Below are 18,335 nucleotides of genomic sequence, written 5' to 3' on the forward strand. Positions count from 1 at the left end.
AATGCGCGCGATGGCAGGAAAGCTTTCGCCCACCGTCATGCGTGCATGTCTTCGGAATCGACAGGCTCAGATCGGCTGCGTCCCCGGGCCTCCAATGCGGCCTTCAACGAAGCGGCTATCGCTTCGCGCAGCAGATCCAAGCCAGCACCAGACTTCGCACTGACGAAAACCCGCTGGATTTTACCATACTCGTCATGCTCGACCGAGGGCTCCAGGCCCGCCGCGTCGATCTTGTTCCAGACCAGGATCTGCGGCACGTGCTCGGCGCCGATCTCCTTCAGGACCAGGTTGACCTGCTCGATCTGCTCCATGCGTACCGGGCTGGCGGCATCGACCACGTGCAGCAGCAGGTCGGCGTGGATGGTCTCTTCCAGCGTCGCGCGGAAAGCGTCCACCAGTTGGTGGGGCAGCTCGCGGATGAAGCCGACGGTGTCGGAAATGACCACGTGCCCGACCTCGCCCAGGTAGACCCGGCGCGAGGTGGTGTCCAGCGTGGCGAAGAGCTGGTTGGCGGCATACACGCCAGCCTTGGTCACCGCGTTGAAGATGGTCGATTTGCCGGCGTTGGTATAACCCACCAGCGATACTGAAAACGTCTCGCTGCGTCCCCTCGCCCGCCGCTGCGTCGCGTGCTGCCGGCGCAATTTGGCCAGCACCGCGCGCAAGGCCTTGACCCGCTCGCCGAGCAGGCGACGGTCGGTCTCCAGCTGGGTTTCGCCTGGGCCGCGCAGGCCGATGCCGCCCTTCTGCCGCTCCAGGTGGGTCCAGCCGCGGATCAGGCGCGTGGCCAGATGCTGCAGCTGCGCGAGTTCGACCTGGACCTTGCCCTCATGGCTCTTGGCCCGCTGGGCGAAGATATCGAGGATCAGGCTGGTACGGTCGAGCACGCGCACCTTGAGAACGCGTTCGAGGTTGCGTTGCTGGGCTGGCGACAGGGCGTGATTGAAGATGACCAGCTCGAGCTGAAGGTCAGCCACGGCGTCGGCGACTTCTTGTGCCTTGCCGGAGCCGACAAAGAGAGCTGCGTCCGGACTGGCGCGGCGCCCGGTGATGGTGATCACCGGTTCCGCGCCGGCCGATTTTGCCAACAGGAATAATTCATCCAGACTTGCGGCGAAATCGTTCTTGCCGAAGTCCAGGCCGACTAACGCGGCACGCATATCAAGATGCACACGGCGTTGCGCCGGCTCGGTAAGCCATTATTCGCCGTCGGACGGGGATTCGAGACTCAGGTTGACCGCGCGTGCTGGCACGACGGTCGAGATGGCGTGTTTGTAAACCATTTGCGTAACGGTGTTGCGCAGCAGGACCACGTATTGATCGAAAGACTCCACATGGCCTTGCAGCTTGATGCCGTTGACCAGATAGATAGAGACGGGAACGTGCTCTTTTCTCAATGCGTTCAGAAATGGGTCTTGTAACAATTGCCCTTTGTTGCTCATGGCAGCTCCACGGTGTTGTTGTGATTAGGACTTGGAGGCACTTTCGTTAAAAACAAGTGCTTTACCAATTTACGCTTTATCAATTTAAACGATTTTCAGCGCAACACCAAAAATCATTAACTGAATTACAGCATTATTTTGCTTTACTTCTCTTGGCGGGCAAACGGATTCTTGCCAGAACGGAACTCAATACGGAGTGGAGTGCCAACCAGGGAGAAAGTTTCCCGGAAATGCTTTTCGAGATAGCGTTTGTAGTTGTCGTCGATGGCATCCAGCGCATTGCCGTGGATGACCACCACCGGCGGGTTCTGGCCGCCCTGGTGCGCATAGCGCATCTTGGGACGGATCGAACCCTTGCGGCGCGGCTGCTGGTGCTCCAGCGCCTCTTCCAGGGCACGCGTGAGCCTGGGCGTGCTGAGCTTGGCCATCGCCGCGGCGTAGGCGGAATCGATGGACTTCATCAGGGGACCGATGCCGGTCGACTTCAGGGCCGAGATGAAGTGGAATTTCGCAAACGACAGGAAGTTGAGCTTGCGCTCCAGATCCATCTTGATCTGGTCGCGCTGGTCGCTCTGCATACCGTCCCACTTGTTGACGCCGACCACCAGCGCGCGGCCGGATTCCAGCACGAAGCCGGCGATGTGGGCATCCTGCTCCGAGATGTCCTGCTGGGCATCGAGCAGCAGCAGCACGACATTGGCGTCCGAGATCGACTTCAGCGTCTTGACCACCGAGAACTTCTCGATGGCCTCGAACACCTTGCCGCGGCGACGGATGCCGGCGGTGTCGATCAGCGTGTAATGGCGGCCTTCGCGCTCGAAGGGAATCTCGATCGAGTCGCGCGTGGTGCCCGGCATGTCGAAGGCGATCACGCGCTCTTCGCCCAGGAGCGTGTTGACCAGCGTCGACTTGCCCACGTTGGGGCGGCCGACGATGGCGATCTTGGTGCCGCGCACGACCGTCTCATCCAGCTCTGGCTCGGGCGCGCGCTGGGCTTCGGCGCTGTTGAGCGCCTCCTCCACCAGGTCGGCCACGCCATCGCCGTGGGCCGCGGAGATCACGTAGGGATCGCCCATGCCCAGCTCGTAGAAGTCGGCGGTGACCGAGGTGTACTTCATGCCTTCGGACTTGTTCACCACCAGCATCACCGGACGCCCGCACTTGCGCAGGAAGTCGGTGATGGTCTTGTCGTGCGGCGTCAAGCCCTGGCGGCCGTCGACGATGAACACCACGACGTCGGCCTCGACCACCGCCTGCTTGGTCTGCTTGGCCATCTCGACCATGATGCCTTCCTTGGCAACAGGTTCGAAGCCACCGGTATCGATCACCAGGAACGGGCGTTCGCCGACCCGGCCTTCGCCGTAGTGACGATCGCGCGTCAGGCCGGGCAGGTCTGCCACCAGCGCATCACGGCTGCGGGTGAGCCTGTTGAACAACGTCGACTTGCCGACGTTGGGACGGCCTACGAGTGCAATTACCGGTTTCATTTCAATTGTTGGGTCACTCTGTCACGACAGAGACGACGGTTCCTGATTTGGTTTGGAAAACGACAGACTGGCCGGTGGAAACCGGCGGGGCCTGGATGGGGCTGCCGTCGCTGGAAAGACGCGCCAGGAAGGAGCCATCGTCACGCGACAGGAAGTGAATATACCCTTGGTAATCACCCACCGCTACGGCCTTGCCGATATTGATCGGGCTGGACAGCAGGCGATTCTTCAGGCGGTCGTTGCGCCACACGACGGCGCCGGTGTCGCGCGCGAACTCGGTCACGGCACCGCCGACATCGGCGGCATAGACGTAATCGTCATCCAGCGTCACGCCGACGTCGCTGGAGAAGTCCTTGATCCAGCGCACATTGCCGTTGGGCAAATCGAAGCAACCGATGCGGCCCTGGTAAGCCACGGCGCAGACATCGCGCGCGCCCACGGCCGGGACGCCCGAGACGTCGGAAATACGTTCCAGCTCGGTGATGCCGCGCGGATCGCCGACCGGCGCTTCCCAGCGCGGACCGCCGTTGTTCAGCGCCAGCGCCGACAGGCGGCCGCCCGGCAACGCCACGAAGGCGGTCTGCGCGCCGATCACGATGCCGGGCGCATTGCGCAGCGTCAGCGACGGCACGTTGCGCTGGACCACCCAGCGCTGGCTGCCGTTGTCGGCGTCATAAGCGGTCACGCGGTTGTCGATGCTGCGGATCACGACCAGGCCTTCGCCCACGGCCGGCGCCGACAGCACCTCGCTGGAGGCCTGCGCGCTCCAGGTCGGCTTGCCCGAACCGTCGAACGCCTGGATCTTGCCCTTCTCGCCCACCACCACGACGGTGCTGCCGTCACTGCCGACGCCTGCGGTCAGCGACATGTCGGCGCGCACGCGCCAGACGGTCTGGCCGTTCTGGGCGTTGATGCGGATCACGGTGCCATCATTGGCTGCGGCAAAGACGCTGCCGGCGGCATAGACGGGCGCGAACGTGAAGCTGCCGGCCTTGCCGACCGACACCGACCAGGCGGTCTGCACGCGCAGCTTCTGGGCGAACTCGACCAGCGGCGCCGGCGGGTTCGGATCTTTCTTGCCGGAAAACCATGCACAACCCGACAGGGCCGCGACCGCGGCCACCGCCGCCACCTTCAGGGCGAGCTTGCCGGCGGCGCCGGATCGGACTAAGGATGTTGCCTTGGCAGCAGTCGCTGTCGCACTACGCATATTGTTCTTCCTCTAAGCGATGGATGGGTTCGCGGTGGGATTGCGGTTGTATCGCCCGGCCGCGCCGGCGGCCGCTGCATCGGGATGCATCCGCGCCTGCCTGCGGATTGCGGATGCGCGCGTCCGGCCTGTGCCGGGCGCGCGCATTATTGTTCTCAGGCCTTGGGCGCTTCGCCGCCGATGGCGTCCAGCTTGATCTGGATGAGCTGGCGGCCCGGATCCTTGGCTTCAGTCTTTTCCAGCGCCAGCTTGTAGGCGGCGCGGGCATCGTCGCGCTTTCCCTGCGCCAGCAGGACGTCGCCCTTGCGGTCGGCGACGGCGCCGGCGAATTGCGCCGGGAAATCGCCCGACAGCACCTTGAGCGCATCGTCGTAGGACTTGGCGTCCAGCAGCACGCCGGCCAGGCGCACCGCGGCGATCGCCTTGTACTCGGCGCCGCGGCCGTGGTCGATCACCCACTGCAACTGCTTCCTGGCAGTCTCGCCGTCGTTGGCGTCGAACGCCGACTTGGCCGCCACCAGCGCGCTCATCTCGGCGTAGGCGGTGCCGCTGAACTTGTCCTGGATGTCGGCCGCGGCGCGCTGCACCTTGGCGTTGTCCTTGCCTGCCAGCGACTTCTGCTGTTCTTCATACAGCACGGAAGCCTGGCCGGCCTGGCGCGCCTGGTAGGTGTTCCAGCCGGTCCAGCCGGCGTAGGCCGCCAATGCGATGATCACCAACCAGGTGACCAGGTTGCCGTACTTCGCCCACCACGCCTTGATGGAGTCGAGCTGTTCTTGTTCTTCGAGATCGTATGCCATGTAACTCTGAAAAAACGTAACTGTTAGGGATGGTAGTGCACGTGATCATGGTCATGATCGTGGTCGCCCACGATCTGTTCCACGATGTAGTCGACCACTGCGTCGAACGCCATGCTGCTCTGGTTGGCGCGGCCCTCTTCGGCATCGCCTTCGCGCATGTGCTTGACGGTGGCGGTGCCGGCCTTGACTTCGTCTTCGCCCAGGATCACCGCGAATGCGGCGCCGCTGCCGTCGGCGCGTTTCATCTGCGCCTTGAAGCTGCCGCCGCCGTTCGACGATGCGCAATGTAGCACAACATCGAGCCCGGCAGTCCGCAAACGCTCGGCCAATACGAAAGATTGCATCTGCGCATCTTCACCCTGGTGCACCATGTAGACGTCGCACTGGTTCGGCGCGTATTGCTCGCCGTTGGCCTTCATCAGCTCCAGCAGGCGCTCCACGCCCATGGCGAAGCCGCAGGCCGGCGTCGGCTTGCCGCCGAACATCTCGATCAGGGGATCGTAGCGGCCGCCGCCGCAGACCGTGCCTTGCGAGCCGAGCTGGTCGGTCACCCATTCGAACACGGTGCGGTTGTAGTAGTCCATGCCGCGCACCAGGCGCGGGTTGATGGTGAACGGAATATTGTTGTGGCGCAGGATCTTCTGCACGCCCTCGAAGTGCGAGCGCGATTCCTCGCCCAGGTAGTCCAGCAGCTTGGGCGCGGCGTTGACCATTTCCTGCATCGTCGGATTCTTGGTATCGAGGATGCGCAGCGGATTGGCGTGCAGGCGACGCTGGGCATCGGTGTCCAGCAGATCCTTGTGCTGCTCGAAGTAGGCGATCAGGTCGGCGCGGTGCTTGTTGCGCTCTTCGGCGTTGCCGATCGAGTTCAGCTCCAGGCGGATGTCGGACAGGCCCAGGTCATCCCACAGGCGCTGGCACATCATGATCAGTTCGGCATCGACGTCCGGGCCGGTGAAGCCGACCGCTTCTGCGCCGACCTGGTGGAACTGGCGATAGCGGCCGCGCTGCGGGCGCTCGTGGCGGAACATCGGGCCGACGTACCACAGGCGCTTGGGGCCGTCGTAGGTCAGGTTGTGCTCCAGCGCGGCGCGCACCACGCCGGCGGTGTTCTCCGGGCGCAGGGTCAGGTTGTCGCCGTTCATGGAATCGGTGAAGGAATACATTTCCTTCTCGACGATGTCGGTGACCTCGCCCAGGCCGCGCGCGAACAGCGCCGTCGGCTCGACGATGGGCGTGCGGATCTGCTGGAAGCCGTAGCTCTTCAACACCGATTGCACGGTGTTCTCAAACAGTTCCCACAGCGGTGCATCGGCGGGCAGGATGTCGTTCATCCCTTTCACGCCGACAATCTTCTCGACCTTCTTTTGTTCTGACATACCGATACCGGAGAGTGTTGTCTTCAATTCAAATGACGGGCCCGCCGCATGCGTTCAGCACGCGCGGCAGGCGCAAGTGTACTGCATGGCATCCGGCACAGCGCCGGATGATGATTGCCTCAGGCCTGGCCGTAGTGCGTCTGCACGTATTCCAGCACCACGTTCTGGAATTCCTCGGCGATGCGGTCGCCGCGCAGCGTCATGCGCTTCTCGCCGTCGATGAACACCGGCGCCGCCGGCGATTCGCCGGTGCCCGGCAGGCTGATGCCGATGTTGGCGTGCTTGGATTCGCCGGGGCCGTTGACGATGCAGCCCATCACCGCCACGTTCATGCCTTCCACGCCGGGATACTTGCCCTTCCACACCGGCATCTGGTCGCGCAGGTAGGTCTGGATCTTGTCGGCCAGGTCCTGGAACACGGTCGAGGTGGTGCGTCCGCAGCCCGGGCAGGCGATCACCATCGGGGTGAATTTGCGCAGGCCCATGGTCTGCAGGATTTCCTGCCCGACCACCACTTCCTTGGTGCGGTCGCCGCCCGGTTCGGGGGTCAGCGAAATGCGGATGGTGTCGCCGATGCCCTCTTGCAGCAGCACCGACAGCGCCGCGGTGGAGGCGACGATGCCCTTGCTGCCCATGCCGGCCTCGGTCAGGCCCAGGTGCAGCGGATAGTTGCAACGGCGTCCCAGCTCGCGGTACACCGCGATCAGGTCCTGCACGCCGGAGACCTTGCACGACAGGATGATCTTGTCGCCCGCCATGCCCAGTTCTTCCGCGCGCTGGGCGTTCTCGATGGCCGACGTGACCAGCGCTTCGTACATCACGGCCTGCGCCGACCAGGGCTCGGCGCGCCCGGCGTTCTCATCCATGATGCGGGCCAGCAGCGCCTGGTCCAGGCTGCCCCAGTTGACGCCGATGCGCACCGGCTTGTCGTACTTGCAGGCAACCTCGATCATTTGCGCGAACTGCGAATCGCGCTTGGCGCCCTTGCCGACGTTGCCGGGGTTGATGCGGTACTTGGAAAGCGCCTGGGCGCATTCCGGATAATCGGTCAGCAGCGTGTGGCCGTTGTAGTGGAAGTCGCCCACCAACGGCACGTCCACGCCCATGCGGTCGAGCTGCTCGCGGATGGCCGGCACCGCCGCCGCCGCTTCCGGCGTGTTGACGGTCAGGCGCACCACTTCGGAGCCGGCGCGCGCCAGGTCCTTGATCTGGATCGCGGTGCCGATGGCGTCCGCGGTGTCGGTGTTGGTCATCGACTGCACCATCACCGGCGCGCCGCCGCCGACGACGATCTCGCGCGCGCCGTGGCTGATCACCACACGGCGGCTGTTGCGGCGGGCCAGCGGCCCGGAAGCGATCGGGGAAGAAGACATGGCGTGCGCTTGAATGCTCGGTTCGATGCTCAATTCAGGTTCAGGCGGGCGACATTGCTGCCGCCGGTGGCTTTCAGGTCCAGCGATTGGCCCCGCAGCGTGGCGTCGACGCCGGAGGCGTTGCCGATCACCAGCACGGTTGCGTCCGATACGTCAAAGGCCTCGGTGGTTCCCGCCTTGAGCAGGCGGGAAATGATCGTGGTCTTGTCGGCGCGGCGGATTTCCACCCAGGAATCCTCGCGGAAGGTCAGGCGCAGCAGGTCCTTGCTGTTGACGATGTTCAGGCCGCTGGGCGCGCTGGACGAGGCCGCCGGCGCGGCGACCGCGGCCGGCGCGGAAGCGCTTGCCGACGCGGCAGGCACCGCTGCAGTCGCCGCGACCGATGGCGACGGGGCAGGCGCCGGCGTGGGTGTCGGCGCTGCAGCCGCCGGCTCGGATGCGGCCGGACCGGCCGGCTTGGCCGCGTCGTCGGCAGCACTCGAGGTGATCGTGTCGACCCGCGCGTTCACCGGCGTATCGGACGAGGCGCCGGCGTCTCCGGCAGGCGCGGCGTCAGGCGTCGCCGGCGCGGCATCGTCCTTGTGCGCCTTGAGCCAACCCAGCTGCGGCAAGTTGTCGCCCAGGTCGGTCCAGCGCACGGCGGCCGCGCCGATCACCACGGCGAGCACCACCACCCCGGCGACCACCGCCACCGGAGAGCTGTTGCCGCGGGTGCTCATCATCATGGCCGGCAACGGTCCTTCCGAGAACGGCGTCGACAGCGAATGGTTAGGCACGATGTGGTCCCGCTGCGCCACCGCCGATTCCTGCGGCATGGCCGCGGTCAGCGCATTGGCGTCCAGGCCCACCGCCTTGGCATAGCTGCGCACGAAACCGCGCGCCACCGCCAGGCCCGGCAGGGCCGAATAATTGTCCGTCTCGATCGCCTGGATCTGGCGCGGCGAGAGCTTCACCAGGCTCGCCACCTGCTCGACCGACCAGCCCTTCTTCTGCCGCTGCGCCGCCAGCGCGGCGCCAGGCAGCGTCGCCACGGGCGCCGGAACCGGCTGCCCGTCTTCTTGCGGTTGCGACGAAGGCACTTCGTTCATTTGTTGATCACTCATCAAATGCTCCACATGGAAAGCTTTTTTTCAAACCGGACTGCGCCGGATTCTTCTGGAGCGTCCCGGCGCGGCTCGTTGCGCGCGCCCGGGAAATTCGACAACTTCAACAGCCGCCGCAGGACATCCCCGGCGACTGCACAACCCTCAACAAAAACACAAAAAGGACGCCCGGCGATGGCCGAGACGCATGCCGCCGGGGTCCTTCCAGATACTTCCTTGAGCGGAGCCGCCGGGATCGCCGCGCTTGCGGCGAGGACAGGCGCGGCACGGCCGGCAAAAGCGAACGAACAGCTTGCCGTCACCCGGAGATCTCCACGATGCGGCCGAAATCCTTGCCGAACTTGTTTTGGTATTCGGCCATCTTCTGCATGCGCTCCTGCACGCGCGTACGATCCTTCACCTCGCCGGCCAGCTGGCCGCAGGCGGCGTCGATATCGTCGCCGCGCGTCTTGCGGATGGTGGTGACGATGCCGGCATCCATCAGGATCTGCGCGAACGCCTTGATGCGCGGATTGTGCGAGCGCTTCAAACCCGATTCGGGGAAGGGGTTGAACGGGATCAGGTTGAACTTGCAGGGAATGGCGGTATCGCCCCGCGTCACCAGCTCGACCAGCTCGCGCGCGTTCTGATCGCTGTCGTTGACGCCGTCGAGCATGCAGTATTCAAAGGTCACGAAGTCGCGCGGCGCGAATTCGAGATAGCGCTGGCAAGCGGCCATCAGTTCGCGCAGCGGATGCTTGCGGTTCAGGGGAATGAGCGAATCGCGCAGCGCGTCGTTGGAGGCATGCAGCGACACCGCCAGCGCCACCGGGCATTCCTGCGACAGTTTGTCGATCATCGGCACCACGCCGCTGGTGGAAAGCGTCACGCGGCGGCGCGACAGGCCGTAGGCGTTGTCGTCCAGCATCAGGCGCAGGGCCGTGACGGTCGGCTCGAAGTTCAGCAGCGGCTCACCCATGCCCATCATCACCACGTTGGTGATCTGGCGCTCACCCTTTGGGCCGGGCTCGATGCCCTTGGTCTTGCGCAATTCGAATTCCGCCATCCACAGCTGGCCGATGATTTCGGCCACGGTGAGATTGCGGTTGAAGCCTTGCTTGCCGGTCGAACAGAAGCGGCAATTGACGGCGCAGCCCGCCTGCGAGGAGATGCAAAGCGTGCCGCGGTTTTCTTCAGGAATGAACACGGTTTCGACCGCGTTGCCCTGGCCCACGTCGACCAGCCACTTGCGTGTGCCGTCGGTGGAGGTGTGGTCGCTGATGATGGCCGGCGCACGCACTTCGGCGCGGGTTCTCAGCTTGTCGCGCAGCGATTTGGCCAGGTCGGTCATCTGATCGAAATCAGCGACGCCGAACTGGTGTATCCAACGCTGCAATTGTTTTGCGCGAAACGGCTTCTCACCCAACTCGCCGCAGTAAGCGACGAGTTGCGCGGGATCCATATCCAGCAGATTGGTGAGAGCTGTAGTCATGACACTGTCGGATCAGGCCGGAGAACAAAGGCGCGGCAGGAATTGCCGCACCGGTTCGCGCCCCATCCTGAAAACCGATAAAAACAAATACAGATTAACGCGAATAGACGTTCAGCGCCGGGAAGAAGTAGGCGATTTCGACGTTCGCAGTTTCAGCGGCGTCCGAACCGTGCACGGCGTTGGCGTCGATGGAATCGGCGAAGTCGGCGCGGATGGTGCCCTTCTCTGCCTTCTTCGGATCGGTGGCGCCCATCAGGTCGCGGTTCTTCAGGATCGCGCCTTCGCCTTCCAGCACTTGGATCACGACCGGGCCGGACACCATGAAGTCCACCAGGTCCTTGAAGAAAGGACGCTCGCGGTGCACGGCGTAGAAGCCTTCGGCTTCGGCGCGCGACAGTTGGGTCATGCGCGAAGCGATGATCTTCAGGCCGGCGTTTTCAAAACGGGTGTAGATCTGGCCGATCACGTTCTTTGCGACGGCGTCCGGTTTGATAATCGACAGGGTGCGTTCAATTGCCATGAGAAAAACTCCAATAAAAATAATGGCTTAAAGCCAATAAATGATAATTCAATGAACCTTGTATTTTAGCATGAAACCATCAAATTACATGGCAATTCGAGGCGTACGGACAGGCTTTGGCATCGATATCACTCATATTGCCTCCCAGCCTCGAACTTGAACGACCGGCGAGCTGTCTGAACAAGTGCCTGCCGTGCTATGCTGTCACTCGCATTTCAACGCAATCGGAGGACAAATGAATCAACATCTGGACACGACTTTCGGCCACTCGAACGTGGGCACGGCCGCTCGCAACCGCGTGCTGCGCAACACCTACTGGCTGCTGGCGCTGTCGATGATCCCGACCGTGCTGGGCGCCTGGCTGGGCGTGCAACTGCACTTCAGCCTGTTCGCGGGCAGCCCGATGATCGGCTTCGTGCTGTTCCTGGCGATCGCCTTCGGCTTCTTCTACGCGATCGAAAAAACCAAGAATTCCGGCCTCGGCGTGGCCGTGCTGCTGGGCTTCACCTTCTTCATGGGCCTGATGCTGTCGCGCCTGATCGAGTTCACGCTGGGCTTCTCCAACGGCGCCGGCCTGATCATGACGGCCTTCGGCGGCACTGCGATCATCTTCACCGGCATGGCAACCGTCGCGACCGTCTCCAAGCGCGACTTCTCGGGCCTGGGCAAATGGCTGTTCGCCGGCGTGCTGGTGATCCTGGTGGCGTCGCTGGCTAACATCTTCCTGCACCTGCCGGCGCTGCAACTGGCGATCTCGGTGGTGGCCATCGCCATCTTCTCGGCCTACATCCTGTTCGACGTGCAGCAGGTGATCAACGGCGGCGAGACCAACTACATCTCCGCCACCCTGTCGATCTACCTGGACGTCTACAACGTCTTCGTGAACCTGCTGTCCATCCTGGGCATCGTCGGCGGCAACCGCGACTGACGCGACGGGCACTTTCACCGCAGCAACAAAAAAGCCGGCGCAAGCCGGCTTTTTCATTTCCTGCGCGACAAGGCCTTATTCAGGCAGGTCGAATACGGCGATCGACTCGACGTGCGCGGTATGCGGGAACATGTTGACCACGCCCGCATGCTTGAGCACATAGCCGCCCAGGTGCACCAGCACGCCGGCATCGCGCGCCAGGGTTGCCGGATTGCACGAGACGTAGACGATGCGCCGGGGCTTCAAATGCTGCTGTTCCGGCGGCAACTCCACCAGGGCCTTGCACACCTCCATTGCGCCCTCGCGCGGCGGATCGATCAGCATACGGTCGAACTTGCCGAGCGCGACGAAATCCTCGGGCTTGGCTTCGAACAGGTTGCGGCAATAGAAGGAGGTCTTGCCGTCCACGCCGTTGACCCTGGCATTCTCCAGCGCGCGCTCGGTCAGCGCGGTGCTGCCCTCGATGCCCACCACCTCGCGCGCCTGCGTGGCCAGCGGCAGCGTGAAGTTGCCCAGGCCGCAGAACAGGTCGGCGACGCGATCCTGCGGCTGCACGTCGAGCAGGCGCAGCGCGCGCGCCACCAGCACGCGGTTGATCTGGTGGTTGACCTGGGTGAAGTCGGTCGGCTTGAACGGCATGCGGATGCCGAATTCCGGCAGCGTGTATTGCAGCCTCGACTGCGCCGGATAGTAAGGCGCGGCGGTGTCCGGACCCTTGGTCTGCAACCACCATTCGATCTGGTGCTGGTCGGCGAAGGCCTTGAGGATGATTTCGTCGGCCGGGGTCAGCGCCCCCATGATGCGCAGCACCAGCACCGTGATCTTGGCGCCGTCATCGCCCTCGCCCACGGCCAGCTCGATTTGCGGCATGCGGTCGCGGATCGACAGCCCGGCCACCAGCTCGCGCAGCGGCACCAGCATGGCGGAGACCTTCGGCGGCAGGATCTCGCAGGTCTTCATATCGGCGATGAAGGTCGAGCGCTTTTCGTGGAAGCCCACCAGCACTCCGCCCTTCTTGGCCACGTAACGCACCGAGATGCGGGCGCGATAGCGATAGCCCCAGGTCGGTCCGTAGATCGGGCGCAGCATGGTTTCGGCGCGGGTCTTGCCGAGGTGCCACAGGTTGTCTTCCAGCACCCGCTGCTTCATCGCCACCTGGGCCGAAGGCTCCAGGTGCTGCATGGCGCAGCCGCCGCAGACGCCGAAATGCGGGCAGCGCGGCTTGATGCGCAACGAGGACTCGCGATGCAGCGCCGTCATCACGCCCGCTTCCCATTTGGGCTTCTTGCGGTAGGACTGGAAACTGACGCGCTCGCCCGGCAGCGCGCCCTCGACGAAGATGACCTTGCCCGGCGAACCGTCCTCGTTGTCGAGGTGGCCGACGCCGCGGCCGTCCATGTCGAGCGACTTGATTTCGATGATGTTGTCTTGTTGCATGAGGGAAACCGCAGGGTGGGACTGCGGCGCGTGATGCACCGCCTGTCCGCTGCCGAAGAACGAAAGAAAGGCGGTATTGTCCGCGATCCGGCAGCCGGAGGGAAGCGCGTTGCGCATCCGCGCAACGCAAACGGAAAATCAGGGAGGCCACGCCGTAACGGCAGTCGTCGCCGGCCCGACTCAGAACAGCGCGTCGCGCCCCACGCCGCGCGAGGTCAGCAAGCGCTTGAGCTTGACCAGCGCCTCCTGCTGGACCTGGCGCACGCGCTCGCGGGTGATGCCCATTTCGCTGGCCAACTGCTCCAGGGTGGAGGGGTCGTCGTTGTCGAGACCGAACCGGCGCGCCACCACCACCCGTTGTTTTTCGGACAGGCTCTTCAACCATTCGCGGATCAGGATCGCCATCTCGTGGCTTTCGGCGCGGGTATCGGGGTGCTCTTCCACGGCGCTGGGCAACAGATCCATCAGGCTGGCCTGGGGATCGTTGTCCAGCGGGGTATCCAGCGAGGCCGCGTGCTCGGACAGCGCCAGCACGTCCTGCACCTCTTCCACCGGGCGCTCCACCAGATGCGCGATGTCTTCGGCAGTGGCGTCGCGGCCGTCGCGCTGCTGCGCCTCCAGGTGGTACTTGGCGCGCAGGATCTGGTTCAGTTCGCGCACCATGTGCACCGGCAGGCGCACCGTGCGCGCCTGGTTCATGATGGCGCGCTCGATGCTCTGGCGTATCCACCAGGTGGCGTAAGTGGAGAAGCGGAAGCCGCGCTCGGGTTCGAACTTGTCGATGGCGCGCATCAGGCCGAGGTTACCCTCTTCGATCAGGTCCAGCAGCGCGACCCCGCGATTGATGTAATGCTTGGCGATCGAGACCACCAGCCGCAGGTTGTGCTCGATCATCTTCTGCCGCGCGTCGAACTCGCCCTGCTTGGCAAGCGTCGCGAAGTGCAGCTCCTCGGCCGCGGTCAGAAGCGGCTTGGCGCCGATCTTGTTGAGGTAGTGCTGGGTGGTGTCGGTGGAGAGCTCGGCGGCGAGCGCCTTCTTGATCTCGTCCACACCCGTTTCCGCCGCCGCAGGCTCCTGCTGCTCGGCGGCATCCGGATCGCCATCGATCACTTCCGGTTCATCGATCTCATCAATGGGATCGTCGGCATCCTCATGGCGAGGGTCCTGGTCCGGCAAGTGATCGTGGCGATTGCTTGTCATAAGGGCATGTTATGAGTTATTTCATTTCTAGCGTGGCGGCAAGTATTTGGAAGGATCGACAGGCTTGCCTTGCTGACGGATTTCGAAGTGCAGCTTGACGCTGTCACTGTCGGAATTGCCCATTTCGGCGATCTTCTGCCCCTTGGTGACGCTCTGCCCTTCCTTCACCAGGATGGTCTTGTTGTGCGCATAGGCCGACAGCAGGTTGTTGGTGTGCTTGATGATCACCAGGTTGCCGTAGCCGCGGATGCCGCTGCCCGCATACATCACCTTGCCGGCGCCGGCCGCCATCACAGGTTGGCCCGACTTGCCGGAGATGTCCAATCCCTTCTTGCCGCCGTCGAAGGTGCCCACGACCTTGCCTTCGGCCGGCCACATCCAGGACACGCCTTCATCGTCGCCCGGGGCGGCTGCGGCCGCGCTGGCTGCCGGCTTCTCGGCCGGATGCGCCACGTCGGCCTTGGCCGGCGCCTGCGCAGCTGCCGGGGCGGACGCCACATCGGGCTTCTCCAGCTCCGCCAGCGCGCTGTCGGAATAGGCGCGCTTGTCGCCGCGCGGACCGGTCTTGTTAGAGCCGGCAGCCGCAGCGGCCGGCGCTGCCGCACCCGGCGCGCCCAGCGACTTGACCTCGATGCCCGAAGCCGGCGCCGCAGCCACGGCGGCGGTTTGCGGCGCGGTGACCGCCCCCGGCGGCGCCACGCGCAGCACTTGGTCGACCTTGATGTCGTTGGGGTTGGTCAGGTTGTTCCAGGCCACGATATCGCGGTAGCTCTGCCCCACCTCCAGCGCGATGCGGTACAGGGTGTCGCCTTTCTTGACCGTGTAGTAGCCGCGCCCCGACGGCGCAGGCGCCGCCGCTGGAGCGGCCGCCGCCACATCAGCCGCCTTGCCGCCGCTGGAGGTGCGCTCCACGACCGGCGCCTGCTGATTTGGTGTCGAGCTGCAAGCAGCCAGGATACCGACTACGCTCCCCAACACAGCCAAACGAATTTTCTTCATGCTCTTACATTAAATTTTGTACAACGCTAGTTGACCCGCAGCCAGCGTGAGAAGTTCATCAGGGAAACCCGGCGCCCTTGCCGGTCTGTCATTGCGCCATCGCCATGCGGCGGCGGCCTTTGCTGTTGTGCTTGCCGCCTGCTTCAGGTTTCGACAATTCGCCGCCGTTCTTGATACCTGCGCGATTCCGACCTATACCTATAACGAGCCGGAAGACGTCCCCGGCCTTACACCGTTCCCGGCCGCAACGGCACGAAATGGCACTGCTCCATCGTCGTACGGCGCCATTCACGCTGGCTGACGCGTTCGATCAGCTCGAGCACCTGCTGGCGCCCGCCGACCGGCGCGACCAGCCGGCCACCCACGGCCAGTTGCTCCAGCAGCGCCTGCGGCACCTCCATTCCGGCGGCCGCCAGAATGATGCCGTCGAACGGCGCCACCTGAGGCAAGCCAAGCATACCATCTCCGTAATGCAAGCGGATGTTTGCGACCCGCAGCGGACGCAGGTTGGTCTTGGCCAGTTCATGCAGCGGCCTGATGCGTTCGATCGAATACACCTCGCCCGCCACCCGCGACAGCACCGCCGCCTGGTAGCCGCAGCCGGTGCCGATCTCCAGCACCCGGTTCAGGACGCCGCCCTTGTTGTTCTGGCGCATGATTTCTATCATCCGCGCCACGATGTAGGGCTGGGAAATGGTCTGGTGGTGGCCGATCGGCAACGAAGCGTCGATGTAGGCCTGGCTGCCCAGCCCCGGCTCGACGAACATGTGGCGCGGCACCGCCTCCAGCGCCGCCAGCACCTTGGCGTCGGCCACGCCTTGCTTGGCCACGCGCGCCACCATGGCGCGGCGCACGGCTTCCGACGCCAGCGGCGAGGCATGGCTGGAGCTGTTGGTCTGGGTCACCGCCATCACATTCTTCACCGCGCTCTTCGGCGCCGGCGCGGCGCTCAAGAGCGGTTGCTGCGGCAATGGCGCCCGGCCGGCGGCAGGCAACGCCGCAGGCTGCGCGCGCAGGGCCTGGGACAAGCCTTGCTGCACCGGTTTCAACGCGGTGCGCTGCAAGGATTGCGCCGCATTCTTGGCCGCCGTCTGTGTGGTCGCCTGCGCCCGTGCGCCGGCCGGCGCGGCGCTCTTGCCCTTCTTGTCGACCACCGAGGACAGGCTCAACGGAAAGCGGCTCGGCTTGTCGCTCATGCGAGCGCTTTCTTCAGGTTGTCCAGCTGCGCGTTGTGCGTCAGGTCGATCTGCAGCGGCGTGATCGATACATAGCCGTTGGCGGTGGCGTGGAAATCGGTGCCCTCCCCGCCATCCTTGGCCGCGCCGGCCGGGCCGATCCAGTACAGGTCGCGGCCGTGCGGGTCGGTCAGCTTGTGCACCGGCTCCGACATGTGGCGCTTGCCCAGGCGGGTGGCGACACAGCCCTTGAGCTCGGCATACGGGAGGTTGGGAATGTTGACATTGAGCAGGTAAGGCTTGGGCAGCGAATCGAACTGGCGCTCGACCACTTCCCGGGCGATGCGCGCCGCCGACTTCAGCTCGGCCCAGCCCTTGTGCATCTGCGAGAAGGCGATCGAGGGAATGCCGAACAGGAAGCCTTCGGTAGCGGCCGCGACGGTGCCGGAATACAGCGTGTCGTCGCCCATGTTCTGCCCCTGGTTGATGCCCGAGACGATCAGGTCCGGACGCTCCTTCATCAGCCCCGTGAGCGCCACGTGAACGCAATCGGACGGCGTGCCGTTCAGGTAGTGGAATCCATTGGCGGCCTGCTCAACCCACAGCGGGCGATCCAGCGTCAGTGAATTGGAGCTGCCGGAGCGGTTGCTGTCCGGGGCGACCACGGTGATGTCGGCGATCGGTGCGAGCGCCTCGGCCAGGGCGATGATGCCCGGCGCGAGGTAGCCGTCGTCGTTGCTGATCAGGATTTTCATGGGCTGCATTTTAACCGAAGCCCGCGGCCAACAATCGGCCATCCGGGAGACAAAATGCAGCTCGCCGCCGGCAGGCTGCCGGCACGGCTGCCCGGCCTACTCCTGTACGCTGGACTCCTGGTAGACGTAGGCCGACAGCACCAGCTTGTCGCGCGTGGGCAGGCTGGCGAATTCCACCCCGTACTTGAAGAAATTCGGGTCCCCCAGGGACTCCACCGCGCGCAGCACCAGCGGCAGCTCCAGGCTCAGCTGCTGGTCGGCCACGGAGGCCACGAAACGCAAGGTGCCGGTGGCGCCCTTCTGCGCCTCGATCCTGCCCGGCAGCGGCGGCGCCACCAGCGAGGCGCCGCCCAGGCTCAGGTCGATCACGCTGGCCGGCAAGGGATTGGCGCCGCCCAGCGCGAGGAAACCCTCGGCGCCGACCGGCACGCGCGTATCCTGGCGGATCACCGTGCAGCGCACTTCGCGAGGAATCGACAGGTGCATGTAGATGAACGGCGTCTGCTGGTACTTGATGAGCTGCGCGCTGAACGCGTAGGCGCGCTTGCCGGCCAGCGCGCGCACCACAAAGGCCTGGCCTTCGCGCACGAACAGCTGCTTGCCCTCCCGCACCGGAGCCGTCACCAGGATGCTGCGGTTGGGCAGGCTGCCCACCAGGCTGACCGCGTAGCGCTGATTGGCATCGTCGGCGAACTGCAGCCACAGGGTGTCGCCGATCTGCCAGCGCACCTCGTCGATGGTGATCACGCTCTCCGTGCCGCGGGCGGCGGCGGAAGGCTTGAGCGGTTTGCGGTCGCCGCCGGCCTTCTTGCGCAGCACGTCGCGCGCCTTGGGCAAGGGCACCGATTCGGTATCCGGTTCGCTGACCCAGTTGGCGTTGCGGTACAGGCCGTTCTCCACCAGCCCGTCCAGTTGATCCTGCGTATCGATGATGGTGCCGCGCGCCAGCAGCAGCTTGCCGGCCTCGTTGTAGATCGGCCAGGGCGCGGCCTTTCCCAGCATCAGTTCGGAAGCCCGTACCGGCACCAGTGAAGTCGAACTGGACATGTCGTTTCC

The 18,335-nt window shown here is 64.5% G+C and carries 17 protein-coding genes; 1 reads left to right on the plus strand and 16 read right to left on the minus strand.

Going from position 1 to position 18,335, the window contains the following annotated elements:
• Window positions 1–35: 35 nt before the first annotated feature.
• From hflX to ndk, 10 genes are all read right to left on the minus strand, one after another.
• Window positions 36–1,160 carry a GTPase HflX gene (gene hflX / locus Herbaro_RS13755; protein WP_275010193.1) on the minus strand — a complete coding sequence of 375 codons (1,125 nt, stop codon included), beginning with the start codon at window positions 1,158–1,160 and terminating at the stop codon, window positions 36–38.
• Window positions 1,161–1,199: 39 nt separating this feature from the next.
• Entirely contained in the window at window positions 1,200–1,442 is a 243-nt protein-coding gene (hfq, locus tag Herbaro_RS13760) for an RNA chaperone Hfq (protein WP_275010194.1), read from the minus strand.
• Between the two features lie 143 nt (window positions 1,443–1,585).
• Window positions 1,586–2,929 (minus strand): ribosome biogenesis GTPase Der, encoded by a 1,344-nt coding sequence (gene der, locus Herbaro_RS13765; RefSeq protein ID WP_275010195.1) that lies wholly within the window; start codon window positions 2,927–2,929, stop codon window positions 1,586–1,588.
• A gap of 13 nt (window positions 2,930–2,942) precedes the next feature.
• Window positions 2,943–4,139 (minus strand): outer membrane protein assembly factor BamB, encoded by a 1,197-nt coding sequence (gene bamB / locus Herbaro_RS13770; RefSeq protein ID WP_275010196.1) that lies wholly within the window; start codon window positions 4,137–4,139, stop codon window positions 2,943–2,945.
• Window positions 4,140–4,294: 155 nt separating this feature from the next.
• Complete coding sequence (locus Herbaro_RS13775; RefSeq protein ID WP_275010197.1) at window positions 4,295–4,939, minus strand: YfgM family protein; 645 nt, start codon at window positions 4,937–4,939, stop codon at window positions 4,295–4,297.
• A gap of 23 nt (window positions 4,940–4,962) precedes the next feature.
• Window positions 4,963–6,318, minus strand: a complete 1,356-nt coding sequence (hisS, locus tag Herbaro_RS13780) for a histidine--tRNA ligase (RefSeq protein WP_275010198.1) — start codon at window positions 6,316–6,318, stop codon at window positions 4,963–4,965.
• A 119-nt stretch (window positions 6,319–6,437) separates the two neighbouring features.
• On the minus strand, window positions 6,438–7,691 hold the full coding sequence (ispG, locus tag Herbaro_RS13785; RefSeq protein ID WP_275010199.1) for a flavodoxin-dependent (E)-4-hydroxy-3-methylbut-2-enyl-diphosphate synthase: 1,254 nt from the start codon (window positions 7,689–7,691) through the stop codon (window positions 6,438–6,440).
• Between the two features lie 29 nt (window positions 7,692–7,720).
• Window positions 7,721–8,794, minus strand: coding sequence for a helix-turn-helix domain-containing protein (locus Herbaro_RS13790; protein ID WP_275010200.1), 1,074 nt, complete (start codon window positions 8,792–8,794; stop codon window positions 7,721–7,723).
• Between the two features lie 298 nt (window positions 8,795–9,092).
• A complete protein-coding gene (gene rlmN / locus Herbaro_RS13795; RefSeq protein WP_275010201.1) occupies window positions 9,093–10,265 on the minus strand; it encodes a dual-specificity RNA methyltransferase RlmN in 1,173 nt (390 codons plus the stop codon).
• Between the two features lie 94 nt (window positions 10,266–10,359).
• The gene (gene ndk, locus Herbaro_RS13800; RefSeq protein WP_275010202.1) at window positions 10,360–10,785 is read right to left on the minus strand and encodes a nucleoside-diphosphate kinase; all 426 of its coding nucleotides are present in this window, start codon (window positions 10,783–10,785) and stop codon (window positions 10,360–10,362) included.
• A 235-nt stretch (window positions 10,786–11,020) separates the two neighbouring features.
• On the opposite strand from ndk, the gene Herbaro_RS13805 reads away from it, so the two are divergent.
• Entirely contained in the window at window positions 11,021–11,713 is a 693-nt protein-coding gene (locus Herbaro_RS13805) for a Bax inhibitor-1/YccA family protein (RefSeq protein ID WP_275010203.1), read from the plus strand.
• Window positions 11,714–11,788: 75 nt separating this feature from the next.
• On the opposite strand, the gene rlmD is transcribed toward Herbaro_RS13805, so the two are convergent.
• The 6 genes from rlmD to Herbaro_RS13835 form a co-directional block, all read right to left on the minus strand.
• Complete coding sequence (gene rlmD / locus Herbaro_RS13810) at window positions 11,789–13,150, minus strand: 23S rRNA (uracil(1939)-C(5))-methyltransferase RlmD (protein ID WP_275010204.1); 1,362 nt, start codon at window positions 13,148–13,150, stop codon at window positions 11,789–11,791.
• A 180-nt stretch (window positions 13,151–13,330) separates the two neighbouring features.
• Window positions 13,331–14,350 carry an RNA polymerase sigma factor RpoS gene (rpoS, locus tag Herbaro_RS13815; RefSeq protein ID WP_275010205.1) on the minus strand — a complete coding sequence of 340 codons (1,020 nt, stop codon included), beginning with the start codon at window positions 14,348–14,350 and terminating at the stop codon, window positions 13,331–13,333.
• 27 nt (window positions 14,351–14,377) lie between these two features.
• The gene (locus tag Herbaro_RS13820) at window positions 14,378–15,349 is read right to left on the minus strand and encodes a peptidoglycan DD-metalloendopeptidase family protein (protein WP_275010206.1); all 972 of its coding nucleotides are present in this window, start codon (window positions 15,347–15,349) and stop codon (window positions 14,378–14,380) included.
• Between the two features lie 227 nt (window positions 15,350–15,576).
• On the minus strand, window positions 15,577–16,545 hold the full coding sequence (locus tag Herbaro_RS13825) for a protein-L-isoaspartate(D-aspartate) O-methyltransferase (protein ID WP_275010207.1): 969 nt from the start codon (window positions 16,543–16,545) through the stop codon (window positions 15,577–15,579).
• On the minus strand, window positions 16,542–17,279 hold the full coding sequence (gene surE / locus Herbaro_RS13830; RefSeq protein WP_275010208.1) for a 5'/3'-nucleotidase SurE: 738 nt from the start codon (window positions 17,277–17,279) through the stop codon (window positions 16,542–16,544). The genes Herbaro_RS13825 and surE overlap by 4 nt, the downstream gene beginning before the upstream one ends.
• A 96-nt stretch (window positions 17,280–17,375) precedes the next feature.
• The gene (locus Herbaro_RS13835; protein WP_275010209.1) at window positions 17,376–18,326 is read right to left on the minus strand and encodes a flagellar brake protein; all 951 of its coding nucleotides are present in this window, start codon (window positions 18,324–18,326) and stop codon (window positions 17,376–17,378) included.
• Window positions 18,327–18,335 lie beyond the last annotated feature (9 nt).

The organism is Herbaspirillum sp. WKF16, assembly GCF_028993615.1.
Lineage (GTDB): Bacteria > Pseudomonadota > Gammaproteobacteria > Burkholderiales > Burkholderiaceae_D > Herbaspirillum.

Coding starts and splice junctions, on each gene's coding strand:
- Herbaro_RS13825 (WP_275010207.1), bottom strand. CDS start 16,545: ATGAGCGACAAGCCGAGCCGCTTTCCGTTGAGCCTGTCCTCGGTGGTC.
- rlmN (WP_275010201.1), bottom strand. CDS start 10,265: ATGACTACAGCTCTCACCAATCTGCTGGATATGGATCCCGCGCAACTC.
- bamB (WP_275010196.1), bottom strand. CDS start 4,139: ATGCGTAGTGCGACAGCGACTGCTGCCAAGGCAACATCCTTAGTCCGA.
- Herbaro_RS13790 (WP_275010200.1), bottom strand. CDS start 8,794: ATGAGTGATCAACAAATGAACGAAGTGCCTTCGTCGCAACCGCAAGAA.
- ndk (WP_275010202.1), bottom strand. CDS start 10,785: ATGGCAATTGAACGCACCCTGTCGATTATCAAACCGGACGCCGTCGCA.
- ispG (WP_275010199.1), bottom strand. CDS start 7,691: ATGTCTTCTTCCCCGATCGCTTCCGGGCCGCTGGCCCGCCGCAACAGC.
- Herbaro_RS13835 (WP_275010209.1), bottom strand. CDS start 18,326: ATGTCCAGTTCGACTTCACTGGTGCCGGTACGGGCTTCCGAACTGATG.
- surE (WP_275010208.1), bottom strand. CDS start 17,279: ATGAAAATCCTGATCAGCAACGACGACGGCTACCTCGCGCCGGGCATC.
- rpoS (WP_275010205.1), bottom strand. CDS start 14,350: ATGACAAGCAATCGCCACGATCACTTGCCGGACCAGGACCCTCGCCAT.
- Herbaro_RS13820 (WP_275010206.1), bottom strand. CDS start 15,349: ATGAAGAAAATTCGTTTGGCTGTGTTGGGGAGCGTAGTCGGTATCCTG.
- Herbaro_RS13775 (WP_275010197.1), bottom strand. CDS start 4,939: ATGGCATACGATCTCGAAGAACAAGAACAGCTCGACTCCATCAAGGCG.
- der (WP_275010195.1), bottom strand. CDS start 2,929: ATGAAACCGGTAATTGCACTCGTAGGCCGTCCCAACGTCGGCAAGTCG.
- hfq (WP_275010194.1), bottom strand. CDS start 1,442: ATGAGCAACAAAGGGCAATTGTTACAAGACCCATTTCTGAACGCATTG.
- hflX (WP_275010193.1), bottom strand. CDS start 1,160: ATGCGTGCCGCGTTAGTCGGCCTGGACTTCGGCAAGAACGATTTCGCC.
- rlmD (WP_275010204.1), bottom strand. CDS start 13,150: ATGCAACAAGACAACATCATCGAAATCAAGTCGCTCGACATGGACGGC.
- Herbaro_RS13805 (WP_275010203.1), top strand. CDS start 11,021: ATGAATCAACATCTGGACACGACTTTCGGCCACTCGAACGTGGGCACG.
- hisS (WP_275010198.1), bottom strand. CDS start 6,318: ATGTCAGAACAAAAGAAGGTCGAGAAGATTGTCGGCGTGAAAGGGATG.